This is a genomic window from Campylobacter sp. MG1, assembly GCF_026616895.1.
GTDB lineage: Bacteria > Campylobacterota > Campylobacteria > Campylobacterales > Campylobacteraceae > Campylobacter_E.
In genome coordinates, this window is the sequence record NZ_JANYME010000060.1 from 1 (window position 1) to 209 (window position 209).

Below are 209 nucleotides of genomic sequence, written 5' to 3' on the forward strand. Positions count from 1 at the left end.
ATTATCAACTGGTTTATCTTCAGGTTCTACTGGAGTTGGTTCAGGTTTAGGTTCTACTGGAGTTACTACATCAACTGGTTTGTCATCTGTGTTATCAACTACATTACCTGATAAATCAGCATAAACTAGATTTGTACTAGCTGATACATTTGTATTACCTACTACAGCAAAGTGATATTCATAATTACCAAATTCATTGCAAGGTAATG

Annotated in this window: 1 protein-coding gene; it reads right to left on the bottom strand. The window is 34.0% G+C overall.

Going from position 1 to position 209, the window contains the following annotated elements; genetic code table 11:
• Positions 1-209, bottom strand: a 209-nt coding sequence (locus tag NY022_RS09675) for a hypothetical protein (protein ID WP_267525680.1), incomplete at both ends; no start/stop codon positions are given.